Origin of the sequence: Sphingopyxis flava (assembly GCF_900168005.1) — a bacterium.
In the GTDB taxonomy this organism is placed as follows: Bacteria; Pseudomonadota; Alphaproteobacteria; order Sphingomonadales; family Sphingomonadaceae; genus Sphingopyxis; species Sphingopyxis flava.
On sequence record NZ_FUYP01000013.1, the window covers coordinates 1 to 14,015 of the forward strand.

Below are 14,015 nucleotides of genomic sequence, written 5' to 3' on the forward strand. Positions count from 1 at the left end.
ATCGGAACCCTGCTCGACGCCTTCTCGCCCAGCGAATGCGCCAACTACCTCAGAAACTCCGGGTACGCGTCAATCTAAGTGAAAACGAGTCTAGCCGAGCATCGCAGCCCAGGCGCGCGAGACATATTCGCGTTCCCGCGCCATCACGCAGGCAGCCAGTTGCTGCTCGTTAGCCAGTTTCATCGCGGCCTCAGGGCCGAGCACGGTAAGCGCGGTTGCCCAGCCATCGGCCATCATGCAGCTGCGGTGGATCACTGTCACCGAGCGCACACCATTGATGATCGGCCGCCCGGTGCGCGGATCGAAGCTGTGCGAATAGCGCTTGCCATCGACCTCGAAGCCGCGGCGATAGTCGCCCGACGTTGCGACGGCGAGGTCGTGGAGGGCAATCCGCCAGCCGGAGCCGGTCCAATCTGGGGGCAGTTCGACATCGACCCACCAGGGCTGGCCGTCGGGCCGGATGCCCTCGCCGCGCAGTTCGCCGCCAACCTCGAGGAGGAAATGGCGCGTGCCCTGGGCGAGAAGCCATTCGGCCACGGCGTCGACACCATAGCCCTTCGCGATGCCCGAAAGGTCGAGAAGCGCATCTTCGCTCCGCCGCGCCTCTCGCATATTCGGGTCGAACTCGATCCGGCCCGTATGTTGCGCCTTGGCCGGCGCCCGTTCGACCGGCCCCGCGCTTCCAAAGCCCCATTGTTCGGTGAGCCGACCGAGCGCAGGCTCGAAGGCTCCGCCGCTTGATCGTCCAATGGCAAGCGCGGCCTCAAGGACATGGGCAAGCTCCAGCGGAACGCTCCGCCAAACCCCCGGCGCGGCGCGATTGAAACGCGAGAGGTCGGACGCGGCTTCCCACTGGCTCATCGTAGCGACCACGCGGTCGAGCACCGCCTGAACGCCCTCCGCTGCCCCCGTGGGAGGGAGGACGGCGTGCAGCGACCAGCTTGTTCCCATCGTTTCGCCGGCAAAGGTTTCGATAGCCGCGCGAGCCTCGCGCCCGGCAAAAGCAGCCGGCGTCAAGGCTCGCGGGATCAGGATACGGTCGGTCAGGGCGCCATCACTTCGAGCGTCGTGACATAGCTTGCACGCCGCTGCGGCGCCGCGGCCTCGCCCCCTCCAGCGCGCGGAGTCGTGACATTGAGCCAGTAAAGGCCGGCTTCGGGCCAGGTCACTTCGACCTTGCCCGCCGCATCGGTGACAAGGTCGATCTGGCCGAGCTGGTCGCGGTAGCGGATACCGCCCGGGATCACTGTCACCGTCAGCCCCGCGGCTGCCTTGCCGTCGAGAAGAAACTGGAAGATTGCGGTTTCACCCGCGAAGAGGTCGTTGGGGTGCGTCACCGGCGCCAATTCGATGCCCTTGCCGGTTGGCGTGAACAAATTCGTCGTCGGCTCGCCCACGGTCACGAAAATCTCGTTGCGGCTGCTGGATTCGGCAGTCTTCACATTGACCGCGCCGGCGGGGAGCCGTTCGGCGAGATTCGCGCGCGTCGTGCCGCGCGGCAGGCGCTCGGTCTTGCCGTCAAGCTCGTAGCTACCCACGAGCCCATCGGAGACCGACGCAATTCGCCAGGTTCCTCTTTGCGTGAGATGCACGTCGAAGGTGCTGCGATAGCGCCCGGTTGCGGCATTCTCGATTGGCGTCTCGCTGCCGTCGGGCGCCCACACCTTCACCGCATCGAGCCGGAGCGGCTGGTGCTCGAAATAGAAAAGATCGTTCGACACTGCTGCATCGACCGTCACCCAGACATCGTCGCCCGATACGATGGTCGACGAGGGGAGCAGCCATTGCCGGTGCGCGCTTGCGGGCGCCGCGGCCAGAACCGCGACTGCAGCGCTCGCCGCGAAACCCAGGAGATACTTCATCATCATTTTGGCCCTTTGCGCTTAGCGGAAGGAAATGGAAACGGCGCCAAGTTCACTCTTGCCCGCCGCACGCCCGCCGACGCCTGCCCTCGCCGGCCAGCTGAAGGGAATTCGCAGAAGCTCACGGCCGCCAACCTCGCGCGCGGCTTCGATCGCGAGAACATATTGTCCAGGCGCCAACGCGCCGAGCTGCGCACGCGAAAAGGAGATTTTGTGCACCCCCGGCGCGCGCGTCGCACCGGTGATCCCGTCGGCGGGGAAACGGAGCGAGCGGCCCGAGACACGCCACCATTGGCGCACGTCCCGGAGCCATTTCGTCCCCTCGTTATTCTTCATGTCATAATCATACCAGACCGCGACACTCTTCGCTGGAGCACCCGCCTTTTCGACCCAGATCGCAACATAGGGGCGGTGATATTCGGCAACCTTCAGCCGGGGAATGGTGACGGTTACGTCCATCGTCGCGGGCGCCGCCGCGAGCGCCGGAGCCGCGAGCGTGCTGCTCAAGCCCAGCGTGAGACCAGTGAGGGCGGCACGAGAGACGGGCTGCATGCGACAAACTCCTAATGGATGAACAGGATGGCGAGCGCGGCCGGGAGGGCAAAGCCCGAGGCCACTAGCGGCCAGGTGCTCTTGCGCTTCGCTGCGTGAAGCTGGAGCAGCAAGAGGCCAGTGAGCGCAAAGATCAGGCAGGCGCCGGCAAACAGGTCAATGAACAGGCTCCACACGGCGCCCGAGTTGCGACCCTTGTGAAGGTCGTTGAGATAAGAGATCCAGCCGCGATCGGTGATCTCCGCAGTCACCGCCCCGCTCGCGCGGTCGATCGCAACCCACGCATCGCCGCCGGGGCGCGGCGCCGGAAGATAGACTTCGCCTTCGGACCATTCAGCCTCTGCCGACGCCCGGAGAGGCAGCGCCTCTTCGACCCAGGCGGCAACGCTCCGCGGCAGGCGTGCCTTGCCTTCGGAAGGACCCGATGCGACGGCGCGGAGAAGCGGCGCGGGTAGCTGCGCCGACCGCTCGGCAGTAATGGGCTGCCCTTCGATATCGGCGGCGTGATTGAGCGTGAATCCCGTGATCGCGAACAGCAGGAGGCCAACGAGGCTCACGGCCGAGCTCATCCAGTGCCACATGTGCAATTGCTTCAGCCAGAAGGCCTTCCGGCTCTTCGTCTGTGCCGGTCGCGGGGACAAGGGTGCGTGCATAGGATCGTCTGGATGAGAAAGGAACGAGCGGCCTCTATCGCGAACGATTATCAATTACAATAATAAATGGCGCGAGGGGTCACCGCGATAGGTGCGGTGGAGAAAATCCTTCTCGCGACGAATTGCGCCTAAACATCCTTTCAAAAACTCGTTCCACCCGGTCGCACCACAACGCGCGGACGCTGGGCCGCACATCCTGTACCCTCTGCGGCAAGGGCATCTGATCGAAAGTGACAGTGGGCCGCCGACGGGCGCAGAGGCGGTGGAAAATGCCGTCAAGATCGCACGCGCTGCGACGGGGCGCTCCGGAGTGATCGCTTTCACCGGCGCCTTCCACGGCCGGACGGCGCTGAATCTCCTGGCCGGGACGGCCGAAGCGACGGGCAAGGGCTGGCCCGGAAATCAGACCCTCGACGCAGTCGCCATGAAAGGGGCACGAACCTGCAAAATTGTCGCCGCTCGCGCGAGGCACGCGCATATGCCCCGCCTCGCCGTGCGCTGCGCCTTGCACCGGCATGCCGCCCGAGATCAGCCCCACGCCGACGCCTGTACCGATGGTGATATAGCAGTGGCTTGAAAGCCCCTGCGCCCTTCCCCATCGCTGCTCGGCGAGCGCTGCCCCGACAACGTCGGTCTCGATCGCGAGCGGCGCGCCGAAGCGTGCAGCAAAATGGCGCGCGAGTCCGACCCCGCTCCAGCCGGGCTTTGTGGTCGCGCGGATCGATCCGAAGTCGGCGCTCAGCGGATCAAGGTCGAGCGGACCGAAGGATGCGATGCCCAGAGCATCGAAATGCCAGCCGCGAAGTATTTCTTCGAGTGCGCCAAGCGTCGCCTCGGGATCGCTCGTGGGCAATGTCTCCTGCGCGCGGACATCGCCGGGCCCGCTCCCCAGGATGGCAACGCATTTTGTGCCGCCAAGTTCGAGCCCCGCGACCGATCGAGAATGGGTCTTTTGCACGTGCAACCTCCCGATGAGGAGCCTTTCACCGGCTCCGAGTATCTCTTGCGTTTAACGCCTGCAGGTCCGCCGGGCCGCGCCCATCGCCCCGCATCCTATCGACCCCGCCCCAAGGCCATGCGCACAACATAGATCAATTTTTATCGGAATAGGCGGTTTTCCAATGCTTCTTCGCAAGAAGAGGCTGGAACCCTCACCCATGGCCCGCGTCTCAAGGGGGAGAGGATGATCCCCATGACGCGCGACACTCTAACCCGGTCCGGATTTGAGAAGAGCCGCGCGCGCAAGCCCCGTCCCCTCGAATGCGGCAGCGGCCGCGCGCCGGTCCGGGGCGCAGACGGCGCGCCGACAGCGGGCGCCCAGCCCCGCAGGATAGAAAGGCCGTGGCGATGAACCGGATTCGGCAGATTTTCCCCGCTCCCTGGCTGGCCCTTTTGACGGGGCTTATCCTCGTCCTCATCGCGATCCTCTTGCTGGTGGGAGGGGCCTGGCTCGCGGCTCTCGGCGGATCACCCTATTATCTTGTGACCGGCGCCGCGATGTTGGCGGCTGGGGGGCTTCTGATGCGCGGCCGCATCGCCGGGGGCTGGCTCTATGCCGCAATCTTCTTTTTCACCCTGATCTGGGCTTTCTGGGAGGTCGGCGCGAACGGCTGGGCCCTCGTCCCGCGCATCATCGCACCCCTTTTCCTGCTCGTTCTTGTATTCTTCGCGGCGGCGTCCTTGTCCCGGCAGCCCCGGCGCTGGCGGCGAGCGCTTGGTGCAAGCGCGCTTGTGATCGGGCTGGTCGCAGCCGGCGGCGCGATGCTCGGATGGCTCAACACCCCGCGGCCCTTGCGCGATCTGCCGGGCGAGCGTTGGGCGATGGCCGATCCAGCGCTCATGGCGGCGGGTTCAGACTGGCCCGCCTATGGCGGCACCTATAGCGCGCGGCGATATTCGCCGCTCGATCAGATTACGCCCGCAAATGTCGGCAAGCTCCAGCGCGCCTGGCTGTTCCACACGGGGGACCTGCCTTCGAAAGCGGCGCAAGGCACCTATGGCGCAGAAAATACGCCGCTGAAGATCGGCGACAGCCTCTATGTCTGCACGCCGAAGAATATCGTCCTTGCGCTCGATCCGGCGACCGGACGCCAGAAATGGCGCTTTGATCCGAAGGTCCCCGACGAGGCGATCCCCTATACCGCTGCGTGCCGAGGGGTAAGCTTTTATGGCGTCCCCGACGCTACAGCAGGACAGGCCTGTGCGCAGCGGATCATCTTCGCCACGCTCGATGCGCGCCTGTTCGCCCTTGATGCTGCGACCGGGCGGCCGTGCCAGGACTTTGGGAGCAATGGCGAGGTCGACACCAAGATCGGCATGGGGTCCACTCCGCCGGGATATGTTTCGATAACCTCGCCTCCGACGATCGTGCGCGGCATCATCGTCACAGGCCATCAGGTCCTCGATGGCCAGGATCGCTGGGCCCCATCGGGGGTCATCCGCGGTTTTGACGCGGTGAGCGGCAAGCTCGCCTGGGCGTGGGACATGATGAACCCCGAGTGGAAGGGCTATCCGCCGCCAGGCGAGACCTGGGCCCGCGGCACGCCGAATATGTGGACGATTGCCTCGGCCGACGAGACGCTGGGGCTTGTCTATCTGCCGATGGGCAACGCCTCGGCCGATTATTATTCAAGCCTTCGCCGCGGCCCGGAAAATCATTACGCGACGTCGCTCGTCGCGCTCGATGTCACGACGGGCAAGCCGCGCTGGCGTTTCCAGGCGGTGAAGAAGGACGTGTGGGACTATGATTTCGGCGCCCAGGCGACGCTGATCGACTTTCCGGGGCCCGAGGGCACGACCCCGGCGCTCGTGCTGCCGAGCAAGCAGGGCGACATCTATATCCTCGACCGGCGGACGGGGCGCCCGCTCACCCCGATCGGCACGGTCAAGGTGCCCCGCGGCGGCGTCGAACCCGCCGAACGCGCGCCGACCCAGATCGTGTCGCTCTGGCATAGCTTGCGCAAGGCGGATCTCACCGAGCGCGACATGTGGGGCATGTCCCCGATCGACCAGATGATCTGCCGCATCCAGTTCCGGAAGGCGAGCTACCAGGGCTTTTACACCCCTCCGACGAGCGAGCGCCGCTCGATCCAGTATCCAGGCTATAATGGCGGTACTGACTGGGGCGGCGTCGCGGTCGACCCGGAGCGCGGGGTGATTATCGCCAATTACAACGACATGCCCAACTATGTCCGTCTCGTTCCCCGCGCGGAAGCCAACAAAAAGGGCTGGGCGCCGAGGGACCAGGCGCGCGGCAATATCGGCGGCGCCGAGGGGGCAGGCGATCCTCAGGCCGGAACTCCCTATGCCATCGACGTCAATGCGGGCTGGCGCCTGCCCTGGACCGGCCTGCTCTGCAAGCAGCCCCCCTATGGCGGCATCCGCGCCATCGATATCGCGACCGGCAGGACAATCTGGGACCGGCCGCTTGGCACGGCGCGGACCAACGGCCCGTTCGGCATCCCCTCGATGCTCCCGGTGACGATCGGCACCCCCAACAATGGGGGCGCGGCCGTCACGGCGAGCGGGCTTATTTTCATCGCGGCCGCGACCGACAATCTGATCCGCGCGATCGACCTCAAGACAGGCCGGACCCTCTGGACGGACGTCCTGCCCGCAGGCGGCCAGGCAACGCCGATAACCTATGAGGCGAACGGCAAGCAATATGTCGTCATTTACGCTGGTGGCCATCATTTCATGGAAACGCCGATCGGCGACGAGGTCATTGCCTACGCCCTCCCCTGACCGCGTCGGCCCCACATATTTTCCAAGCAAGGAGACGAAAATGGTAAACCTTACATCGCAAGCGCTCAAACATCCCGCGTCGCTCGCCGGAGCGGTCGCAACCGGTTTTGTCGTCGGTCTTGCGGCCAATCTTGGCCGAAAGGCCATCGTACAAGGCGTATCCGCCGTACAAGGCGAATGGGACGAGGAGTTGAAGGCAGAGCACCGCGCGACCCTGAAACTCTTTGATGCCATCGAGGCGACGAGCGAAAAGCAGAGCGTGCGCCGCAAGATGCTTCTGGTGCAGCTCAAGCACGCGCTCAGCAAACATGCCTTCGAAGAGGAAAATGTTGTCTATCCCGCGATGCGCGATCATGGCCAGGTCAAGGAAGCCGACGCGCTGGTCCACGACCACGGCTATGTGAAGCAATATCTCTTTGATCTTTCGGAACTTTCACCCGAAGATCCGGCATGGATGGCGAAGATTCGCGATTTTCGTTCCGACATCGAGGAGCATGTCCGCAAGGAGGAAGAGGAACTTTTTCCTCGGCTGCGCGCGGCTCTCGGCGAGGCCGGCAACAAGCATGTCACCCACGTCATGAACAAAGCCGGCTTCGCGGCTGCCTGACGCCCCCCTGCACCGTTGCCGAACGGTGCCCTGGCGCTGCTTTCCAAGGAGCGGTGACCGCGGTCGTCGCTGGCGTCATCCTGCCAGCGGCCGCGACGTCGCACCCGGCGCCCGCGCCCTCCGGCGGGCGCTTCCGGCTCGAGACAAAGCGGTAAAGTTTCTAACCTGCAGTAAGAACAGGAACAGGTCCCGGGCCACGCGCGCTTCGCCTACTGGAAGGAGAAGCTGCTATGTTCATGCACAACAAACGTCTGCAATACACCGTCCGCGTTTCCGAACCCAATCCTGCGCTTGCCTCGCTCCTGCTCGAACAATTTGGCGGGCCCGACGGAGAACTTGCCGCCGCGATGCGCTATTTTACACAAGGTCTCGCCGAAGACGACCCGGGCCGGAAAGACAGGATCACAACGATAGCAACAAGTATCGCAACCCGGATTACGATAGTTGCCCGGGCTATGCGCCCTCCGAAAATCGACCGAAAAGCGGCAGTGCCTGCGCTCCTTATTTTCGCCAAATCGAATTGCATGGCAGCCCCCTGAATTTTGCAGGGAGCCACCCTAGGGCGTTACGCCGCAACCTTCCAGCCGCCGCTATCTTGCTCAAGCGTTATGCGGGCGTCGTTCTCCTCAAGATCGGAATCCACCAGCCGCTCGATCATGTCGCGGATATGGGCATTACCCTCGTCCAATTCCCGATAGATCGCACGAATGAACCGATCAGCAATCTTGGGCTGGCTGCTCCGCTTTTCCCATAGCGCGACCGTTTGAGCCTCATTGCCCAGCATGGATGCTAGCTTTGCTTGGCTCAGGCCCATCTCTTGCCGCAGGAAGCGCAATTCGCTCCCGGTCAGCTTCCCGCCCTTGTTGACGATCCCATGCGCAATGGCGCGATGCAGGCCCTCCACATCATGGATTGCAATGCCCGGTCCATAGGGGGTGTCGTGCTCATCATAGCCGTTCGCCAACCAGACGTTGCGAAGGCCGCACTCCCGATAATGATACATGCTCGCCTCCTAGAAAACGGTGATGACGATTGCCCGCTTGGGAACGTCAATCGCCACTGCCACGTCCAAATCCTTGCCCGCAACGCGGTGCGTCACGGTCAGTTTCCAATTCCCATGCATGTCCAGCGCCACCGGCTCGCTTACGATCCCGCGTTGCAGACAGGTCAAAACCTGCACCGGGGAAACCTTGCGTTGCCGCATTCGCTTCCGGTCGTGATGCGTGAAGATCACCTGAGCACTGTCCTGAGCAATCTCGCGAAGGACTTTGAGTGCTGTTGCTTCGTTCATCCGCATGGGAACCGGATCGATCATAACCCATAAATGTTATGGGTTCGTTGCTTTGGCAAGCGGCGTTGCAAGGCACTGGAGCGTTGCCAGAGTTAGGACGGCCCACGAACACGAATGACCCGGAAATGATTGGCCGGAAAACCGCAGAAACCCGCGCATTTAATCAAATCCGAATGGCCAATCATTTTTGATTGAGAAGCTGCCACCTCCCGAAACCCGCACAATTCCGCCATTTCCAGCCGCGATTTGTCGCGTTCGGTGTGTAGGCGTTTCCAGCTTCCAAGGCTGACACCGGCATGGCTGCCCGAATGACATTGCGGACGATTGCCCCGCACCTGTTGAGAATTGTTGAGGTGCGCGCCGATTGAGCGAATCCAGCCGCTCGGGTTCGCCTCAAGCGCCGGACCTATCGGGGAACGGTTATGGGAACCGGCGCGCAGTCTTGAAAAATTATCAATTAAATCAGGCTCTTCCCCGTTCACGGGGAAGAGCCGGATGTCATCGTCACATCCTGTGGACGCATCTGCATGCACAGAAAGAAGATCAACATATCGACCGTCCTCGCCGGCCAGCGCCTCGGCATCAAGGAAATCGACGAGGGCATCTGGCTCGTCAGCTTCATGCATTACGACTTGGGATATATCGACTTGGAGCAGAAAACCCTGCAAACCCTCGACAACCCGTTCGGCCCGAGGTTGTAACCTATGTCTCCGGTACGAAACGTCACCTATGTGTCCGGGCTGGACAGTCCGGGCTGGACAAAATGAGAGGTGGCGGAGACGGAGGGATTCGAACCCTCGGTACCGGATTTACCAGTACGACGGTTTAGCAAACCGTTGGTTTCAGCCACTCACCCACGTCTCCGCATGGCTGCCGGGCTAACGGCAGTCTGGCCTCGGCGGGCGCTATAGCCAGCCTGACAGCGGGCCGCAACGTCCAATATTGCGCATTTGCCCTTTAGCGGGGGATCTGAAGCGAATTTCGATTCGATCCAGCCCGAAATCGACTCGGGTCATCGCCCGTTCATTGCCCCCCTTGCAAAGGGAGTCATGATTAACGCAGGGTTGCGGCTGTAATGCGGACCGCAGCCAGCCCTTGGGGGAAAATGATGCGCCATATGTTTACCAGATTTACCACAGTGGGGATTGCGGCCATCGGGCTCGCCCTCTCGCCCTTGCCTCTTGCCGCGCAGATGACCGAGGTCGATCCGAATACGGTGCTTGATGCGGACCTCGACAGCCCGCAGCCCGCCCCGCCCCCGGCGACGTCCACCGATCCTTATGCCGACCCCGCGCTCGACAGCGATCTTGCCACCGGTGATGAGCAGACGAGCGGCGTATCGGGCACCGCCGAAGCGGCGGCCGCCCCGCCCATCGACCCGCAGGCGGCCGCGACGAGCGCCGACCCGGGCGAGACCTACAAGGAAGATGATCTGATCGGCGCCGCCGAGGGCGTGTTCGGCAAAGGCGCGCAGGGCCTTGCCGGGCTGATTGAGGACATTCTCAAGAAGCAGGGGGAACCCAACGCCTATATCGTGGGCCGCGAAGCAAGCGGCGCGATCGGCCTTGGATTGCGTTACGGTTCAGGGACTCTCTATCACAAGATCGAGGGCGAACGTCCCGCCTATTGGACCGGGCCGTCGATCGGGTTCGACGCTGGGGCCAATGCCGGTAACACCTTCATTCTCGTCTATAACCTCTTTGATAGCGAAGACCTCTACAAGCGCTTTCCGGCTGGCGAAGGTGCCGCATATCTGATCGGCGGATTCAACGCCTCCTACATGCGCAGCGGAGACATTGTGCTCATCCCGATCCGCGTTGGCGTCGGCGCCCGTCTGGGCGCCAATGTGGGCTATATGAAGTTCCGGAAAAAGCAGAGCTGGCTGCCTTTCTGATCGCACCTGTTTGCCAAGGGGGCAATTGCCCGCGCTTCGGCGCGGGCATTTTTTTGCAGGCTGGGAATATGGTCATATCCCGAGACGTAATCGCGAACGGCTTTAGTCCCCGTCGAAAGCGATCAGCGTCTCGCACGCGAGGCCCGCAGCGCTTAGCCGCTTCGATCCACCAAGATCGGGAAGTTCGATCACGAACATCGCGGCCGCAACCTCCGCGCCGACATTGCGCATCAGCTCGGCCGCCGCGAGAATCGTGCCCCCGGTGGCAAGCAGATCGTCGACCAGCACCACGCGGTGCCCTTGAGCGACGGCGCCTTCATGCAGTTCGAGCCGGTCGGTGCCATATTCCAATTCATAGTCGACGCCGACGGTGACGCCCGGAAGCTTGCCCGCTTTGCGTACCGGCACGAGGCCAAGCCCCATCGCGCTCGCCATCGCGGCCCCGAAGAGAAAGCCGCGCGCCTCGACCGCGACGATCAGGTCGGGACGATAGACAGAAGCACGCTCGCTAAGGCGGCGCACGCTTTCCGAAAAACCGGCGGCATCACTGATGAGCGTGGTGATATCGCGAAACAAGATCCCCGGCTTTGGAAAGTCGGGGATGGTGCGGACAAGCGCCGCAAGGTCAAGATCCGGTCGGGACGGAAGGGCGATCATCGGCGACAAACGCCCTTCCTTGTCCTTCAATGTTCCTTGTTGGCCCAGATGTTCCTGTACGCCATATAGGTGAGACCGGTGAAGATGAGCAGATAGAGAAGCACCGCCCAACCCGTCCAGACGCGCTTCACCAGCTTGGGCTCGGCGGTCCACACGAGAAAGGCCGTGACGTCGCTCGCCATCGCCTTCACATCGTTCGGCGAACCGTCGGCAAAGGTTACCTGCCCGTCGGCGAGCGGCGGAGCCATCGCGAGGTTCAGGTTGGGGAAATAGGGGTTGTAGTGCAGCCCTGTCCCCGGCTGGAGTTCCTTCGGCAGGTTTTTCGGCGGGTTCTCGAAACCGATTAGCAGCGAATAGAGATAATCCTTGCCGCCTTCGCGCGCCTTGGTGATCAGCGAGAGGTCGGGCGGCAGCGCATTATTGTTCGCCGCGCGCGCCGCAACCTCGTTCGCATAAGGCGCCGGGAAGCGGTCCGAAGGCAGACCGTCGCGGGTCGCCGGCTCGCCCGTGTCGGGGTTGATCGACGGCACCTGGAAGCTCTTGGCGAAGCTCTTCACCTGGCCCTCGGTGTAGCCAAGCTCGGCAATGTCGCGGAAGGCGACATAGTTGAGGCTGTGGCAGGCCGAGCAGACTTCCTTATACACCTGCATCCCGCGCTGAAGCTTGGCCTTGTCCCAGTGCGGGAAGAGACCGTCGCTCGACAGCGCAATGTGACGCGGATGCTTGTGGAACGCGTGAGCGGCTTGGGGCTCATTCGTCAGCGGCGTGGTGAAGATCGCGCACAGCAGCGCGACGATAAACCCCAGGCCGACGAGAAATCCGAGCGGACGAACCATGGCTGTTTCAGCTCCTATTAAAGTCCGGCGCTCAGGCCGTTGCCGACGCCGACGAGGTGCCGGCATGCTTCGCGAGAACGGCTTCCGTGATCGAATTCGGCATCGGCAGCGGGCGTTCGATCCGCGAGACGATCGGCAGAATGATCAGGAAGTGGGCGAAATAATAAGCTGCACCGATCTGGCTGAGTATGACCCACGGCTGTTCCGCAGGCATCTTGCCGCACAGACCCAGCAGGAAAACGTCGGCGACAAGCACCCAGAAGAAGATGCGGTAGAGCGGACGATATTTCGACGACTTGACCGGCGAGCTGTCGAGCCAGGGAAGGAAGAACAGCAACGCGATCGAGGCGAACATCGCGATCACGCCCCAGAGCTTCGCGTCGATCCACAGGAAGTTGAAGGTGAAGGCGCGCAGAATCGCGTAGAAGGGCCAGAAATACCACTCCGGAACGATATGCGCCGGCGTCGAAAGCGGATTCGCCGGTATATAGTTGTCGGCGTGACCCAGAAGGTTCGGGCTGAAGAATGTCAGCGCGACGAAAAGAATCAGGAAGACGCCGAGCCCGAAGCCATCCTTTGCAGTATAATAGGGATGGAACGGGACGGTATCCTGTTCATCTTTCACCTCGATGCCGGTCGGATTGCTCGATCCTGGGATATGCAGCGCCCAGATGTGGAGGACGACGACACCCGCGATCACGAACGGCAGCAGATAGTGGAGCGAGAAGAAACGGTTGAGCGCCGCATTATCGGGCGCAAAGCCGCCGAGCAGCCACACGCGTATCGGTTCGCCGACGACCGGGATCGCCGAGAAGAATCCGGTGATCACCTGCGCGCCCCAGAAGCTCATCTGCCCCCAGGGGAGCACATAGCCCATGAAGGCGGTGGCCATCATGAGAAGGAAAATCACGACGCCGAGCAGCCATACCATCTCGCGCGGTGCCTTGTACGATCCGTAATAGAGGCCGCGGAAGATGTGCAGATAGACAACGATGAAGAACATGCTCGCGCCGTTCATGTGCGCGTAACGGATGAACCAGCCGGCATTGACGTCGCGCATGATGTGCTCGACCGAGTCGAAGGCGACGCCCGCATTGGCCGCATAATGCATCGCAAGCACGATACCTGTGATGATCTGGATCGCGAGCGCTGCGCCGGCGAGAACGCCGAAGTTCCAGAAATAGTTGAGATTGCGGGGGACCGGATAGCCGGCACCGACCGCATTATAGACGAGGCGCGGCAGTGGCAGCTTCTCGTCCAGCCACTTCATCAGCGGCTGCTGCGGTTCGTAATTCTTGGCCCAGGGAAAGCTCATCTTATCTTGCTCCTCAGCCGATCGTCACAACGGTGTCGCCGGTAAATTCATAAGGCGGCACGACCAGATTCGTCGGCGCCGGACCTTTGCGGATGCGCGCCGCGGTATCATAGTGCGACCCGTGGCACGGACAGAAATAGCCGCCAAAATCGCCGCGCGGCTCACCTTCTGCGGCCCCGAGCGGCACGCAGCCGAGATGGGTGCAGACACCGAGCGTGATCAGCCAATTCTCCTTGCCCTCCTTGGTACGCTCGGCAAGCGTCTGCGGGTCACGCAGGTCGCCAAGCGGCACCTTGTCGGCCTCAGCGATCTCCGCCGGGGTGAGGTTGCGCACGAATACCGGCTGTTTGCGCCAGCTCGTCTTGATCGCCTGCCCCGACTGGATCGCCGAAATATCGATCTCGGTCGACGAGAGAGCGAGCACGTCGGCGGACGGGTTCATCTGGTTGACCAGGGGAAGGACCACAGTGGCGGCCCCGATTCCGGCAAAGCTGACTGCGGCGATATTGATGAAATCCCGGCGCCGCACGCCATCGTCGATGCCGGCGTTGAGACTGGTTTCACTGGCCATTCGATTGCCCTTGCATGGCTGAACTGACAAATT

At 62.7% G+C, this 14,015-nt stretch carries 15 protein-coding genes, 1 tRNA gene and 2 pseudogenes; 5 read left to right on the forward strand and 13 right to left on the reverse strand.

Going from position 1 to position 14,015, the window contains the following annotated elements:
* Nucleotides 1-90 precede the first annotated feature (90 nt).
* The 4 genes from B5X69_RS11620 to B5X69_RS11635 are packed head-to-tail and all read right to left on the reverse strand — an operon-like array spanning nucleotide 91 to nucleotide 3,067.
* Complete coding sequence (locus B5X69_RS11620) at nucleotides 91-1,017, reverse strand: FAD:protein FMN transferase (protein WP_245798706.1); 927 nt, start codon at nucleotides 1,015-1,017, stop codon at nucleotides 91-93.
* A 26-nt stretch (nucleotides 1,018-1,043) separates the two neighbouring features.
* Nucleotides 1,044-1,868 carry a DUF4198 domain-containing protein gene (locus B5X69_RS11625; protein WP_079638879.1) on the reverse strand — a complete coding sequence of 275 codons (825 nt, stop codon included), beginning with the start codon at nucleotides 1,866-1,868 and terminating at the stop codon, nucleotides 1,044-1,046.
* A 15-nt stretch (nucleotides 1,869-1,883) separates the two neighbouring features.
* Complete coding sequence (locus B5X69_RS11630; RefSeq protein ID WP_079638880.1) at nucleotides 1,884-2,414, reverse strand: DUF2271 domain-containing protein; 531 nt, start codon at nucleotides 2,412-2,414, stop codon at nucleotides 1,884-1,886.
* 11 nt (nucleotides 2,415-2,425) lie between these two features.
* Entirely contained in the window at nucleotides 2,426-3,067 is a 642-nt protein-coding gene (locus B5X69_RS11635) for a PepSY-associated TM helix domain-containing protein (protein WP_079638881.1), read from the reverse strand.
* A gap of 262 nt (nucleotides 3,068-3,329) precedes the next feature.
* Between B5X69_RS11635 and B5X69_RS22430 the strand changes: the two are divergent.
* Nucleotides 3,330-3,380, forward strand: a pseudogene (locus B5X69_RS22430) (hypothetical protein); the annotation flags it as partial.
* Nucleotides 3,381-3,434: 54 nt separating this feature from the next.
* On the opposite strand, the pseudogene B5X69_RS11640 reads toward B5X69_RS22430, so the two are convergent.
* Nucleotides 3,435-4,025: pseudogene (locus tag B5X69_RS11640) on the reverse strand (ROK family protein); the annotation flags it as partial.
* Between the two features lie 389 nt (nucleotides 4,026-4,414).
* Here B5X69_RS11640 and B5X69_RS11645 point away from each other — a divergent pair.
* The 3 genes from B5X69_RS11645 (at nucleotide 4,415) to B5X69_RS21950 (ending at nucleotide 7,957) form a co-directional block, all read left to right on the forward strand.
* Nucleotides 4,415-6,811 (forward strand): membrane-bound PQQ-dependent dehydrogenase, glucose/quinate/shikimate family, encoded by a 2,397-nt coding sequence (locus tag B5X69_RS11645; protein ID WP_079638959.1) that lies wholly within the window; start codon nucleotides 4,415-4,417, stop codon nucleotides 6,809-6,811.
* A 40-nt stretch (nucleotides 6,812-6,851) separates the two neighbouring features.
* A complete protein-coding gene (locus tag B5X69_RS11650) occupies nucleotides 6,852-7,418 on the forward strand; it encodes a hemerythrin domain-containing protein (RefSeq protein ID WP_079638883.1) in 567 nt (188 codons plus the stop codon).
* A 236-nt stretch (nucleotides 7,419-7,654) separates the two neighbouring features.
* Nucleotides 7,655-7,957: a manganese catalase family protein gene (locus B5X69_RS21950; RefSeq protein ID WP_281250932.1), complete on the forward strand. Its 303-nt coding sequence runs from the start codon at nucleotides 7,655-7,657 to the stop codon at nucleotides 7,955-7,957.
* Nucleotides 7,958-7,983: 26 nt separating this feature from the next.
* On the opposite strand, the gene B5X69_RS11660 is transcribed toward B5X69_RS21950, so the two are convergent.
* The 4 genes from B5X69_RS11660 to B5X69_RS11675 all read right to left on the reverse strand — a co-directional run bounded on the left by B5X69_RS11660 (nucleotide 7,984) and on the right by B5X69_RS11675 (nucleotide 9,573).
* A complete protein-coding gene (locus B5X69_RS11660; RefSeq protein WP_139375766.1) occupies nucleotides 7,984-8,382 on the reverse strand; it encodes a helix-turn-helix domain-containing protein in 399 nt (132 codons plus the stop codon).
* 48 nt (nucleotides 8,383-8,430) lie between these two features.
* Nucleotides 8,431-8,733 carry a DUF4258 domain-containing protein gene (locus B5X69_RS11665; protein ID WP_079638885.1) on the reverse strand — a complete coding sequence of 101 codons (303 nt, stop codon included), beginning with the start codon at nucleotides 8,731-8,733 and terminating at the stop codon, nucleotides 8,431-8,433.
* 68 nt (nucleotides 8,734-8,801) lie between these two features.
* Entirely contained in the window at nucleotides 8,802-9,335 is a 534-nt protein-coding gene (locus tag B5X69_RS21485) for a hypothetical protein (protein WP_176141584.1), read from the reverse strand.
* 145 nt (nucleotides 9,336-9,480) lie between these two features.
* Nucleotides 9,481-9,573: transfer RNA gene (locus B5X69_RS11675), tRNA-Ser, on the reverse strand.
* A 244-nt stretch (nucleotides 9,574-9,817) separates the two neighbouring features.
* Here B5X69_RS11675 and B5X69_RS11680 point away from each other — a divergent pair.
* Nucleotides 9,818-10,603, forward strand: a complete 786-nt coding sequence (locus tag B5X69_RS11680) for a DUF1134 domain-containing protein (RefSeq protein ID WP_079638960.1) — start codon at nucleotides 9,818-9,820, stop codon at nucleotides 10,601-10,603.
* A gap of 102 nt (nucleotides 10,604-10,705) precedes the next feature.
* On the opposite strand, the gene B5X69_RS11685 is transcribed toward B5X69_RS11680, so the two are convergent.
* From B5X69_RS11685 to petA, 4 genes are read right to left on the reverse strand one after another with little or no spacing between them, the layout of a single operon-like run.
* Entirely contained in the window at nucleotides 10,706-11,260 is a 555-nt protein-coding gene (locus B5X69_RS11685) for an adenine phosphoribosyltransferase (RefSeq protein WP_079638961.1), read from the reverse strand.
* Nucleotides 11,261-11,286: 26 nt separating this feature from the next.
* Nucleotides 11,287-12,096 carry a cytochrome c1 gene (locus tag B5X69_RS11690; protein WP_079638887.1) on the reverse strand — a complete coding sequence of 270 codons (810 nt, stop codon included), beginning with the start codon at nucleotides 12,094-12,096 and terminating at the stop codon, nucleotides 11,287-11,289.
* 31 nt (nucleotides 12,097-12,127) lie between these two features.
* A complete protein-coding gene (locus B5X69_RS11695) occupies nucleotides 12,128-13,411 on the reverse strand; it encodes a cytochrome b (protein ID WP_079638888.1) in 1,284 nt (427 codons plus the stop codon).
* 13 nt (nucleotides 13,412-13,424) lie between these two features.
* Nucleotides 13,425-13,982, reverse strand: a complete 558-nt coding sequence (petA, locus tag B5X69_RS11700; protein ID WP_079638889.1) for a ubiquinol-cytochrome c reductase iron-sulfur subunit — start codon at nucleotides 13,980-13,982, stop codon at nucleotides 13,425-13,427.
* Nucleotides 13,983-14,015: the final 33 nt, after the last annotated feature.